At 66.7% G+C, this 1,693-nt stretch carries 1 protein-coding gene; it reads left to right on the plus strand.

Annotated features, from left to right (window positions below; all coding sequences use genetic code 11):
- The first annotated feature begins 259 nt into the window (after positions 1-259).
- Positions 260-1,588 carry an IS110 family transposase gene (locus ABH926_RS51450; protein ID WP_370374752.1) on the plus strand — a complete coding sequence of 443 codons (1,329 nt, stop codon included), beginning with the start codon at positions 260-262 and terminating at the stop codon, positions 1,586-1,588.
- Positions 1,589-1,693 lie beyond the last annotated feature (105 nt).

The raw sequence follows: 1,693 nt of genomic DNA on the forward strand, positions 1-1,693 counted from the left end.
CCATCCCCGGAGCGAGTAGGGATGGCGCGTTGCCGCGCCGTTGGGTCGGCGCGAAAATGTGCCTGCACGGTGCTGCCCGCATCGAGCACGTGTGGCCTTGGGTGATGAACCCGGGAGCGAGTCTGGTGCGGGCCGCGTATAAGGGCTGGATCTTGTTGCTTCGAGCACGCCGGCCAGGCTTTTGGCTTGCCCGACGCGGCCAGCGGGCAGTGCCGTGCGTGGTGTGGCTGGGGAGCCTTTGCTCGGGAGGGAGATCCCGATGGGAGAGTATGCCGATGTGGTGGAGTTGCAGGCATCGGCCGAATACGCCGAGCGTGTCGCGGCCATCGACATCGCCAAGGCCAGCGCCATGGTGTGCACCCGGCTGCCTGGTGAGCGCAACCCTGCCCGGCGGATGCAGCGCACCTTCGCGGTGAAAGCCACCACCGCAGCGATCGCCGAGCTGGGTGATCACCTGGTCTGCCAAAGCATCGAGCTGGTGGTGATGGAGGCCACCGGCGACTACTGGAGACCGTTCTTCTACCAGCTGGAGGCCCGGGGCCTGCGGGTCTGGCTGGTGAACCCCCGCGAGGTGAAGAACGTGCCCTCCCGGCCCAAAACCGACAGACTCGATGCCATCTGGCTGGCCAAACTCGCCGAACGCGGCATGCTGCACCCCTCATTCGTCCCGCCCAAACCAGTGCGGCAACTACGGGCCTTGACCCGCACCCGCGCCAACCTGGTCGCCGACCGCACCCGATACCGCAACCAGATCGAGTCGGTCCTGGAAGACGCATGCCTGAAAATCGCCGACAAGAAAGACGGCGCCTCAGACCTGTTCGGCGTCTCCGGACGAGCCATGCTCGACGCCCTATGCGCCGGCGAACGCAACCCCAAAACCCTGGCCCAACTGGCCCGCGGCCGAATGCGCCGCAAAATCGCCACCCTGGAACAGGCCCTGACCGGCCACTTCGAACAACACCACGCCGAACTGATCACCACCCTGCTACGGCTGCACGACCACCTCACCACCGAAATCGACACCCTCACCACCAGAATCGAAGCCGCGATCGCCGACCTGGACCCCACCCCACCCCCCGACGACGACCACCCCGGCCGCATGCCACTGCTGGACCGACTCGACCAGATCCCCGGCGTCTCCCGCGAAATCGCCGCCGCCATCGTGGCCGAGACCGGCTTCGACATGACCATCTTCCCCACCCCCGGCCACCTGGCCTCCTGGGCCACACTCACCCCCCACACCAAACAATCCGGCGCCAAACACACCCACGGACCCACCGGCAAAGGCAACGGCTGGATCAAAGCCCCCCTATCCCAAGCCGCCATCGGCGCCTCCCGCACCAAAACCTTCCTCGGCGCCCGCTACCGCCGCATCGCCAAACACGCCCCACCCAAAAAAGCCGTCGTCGCCGTCGCCCGCAGCATCCTGGAAATCACCTGGTACCTCATCGACAACCCCGACACCCACTTCCACGACCTCGGACGCGACTGGCACCAACAACACACCAACCAAGCCCGCAAAACCCGCCAAGCCATCCGCGAACTCGAACACCTCGGCTACACAGTCACCCTCACCCCGGCCGCCTAACACCCCACAACACCACACAACCCGGGCAGCCGGGACACTGCACCCTGCCCCCGCGAACCATCATTTTCCGGCCAGGCCGCTCGCCGCGCAGGCGCCGCCGGAGGC

This window comes from Catenulispora sp. GP43 (assembly GCF_041260665.1).
In the GTDB taxonomy this organism is placed as follows: domain Bacteria; phylum Actinomycetota; class Actinomycetes; order Streptomycetales; family Catenulisporaceae; genus Catenulispora.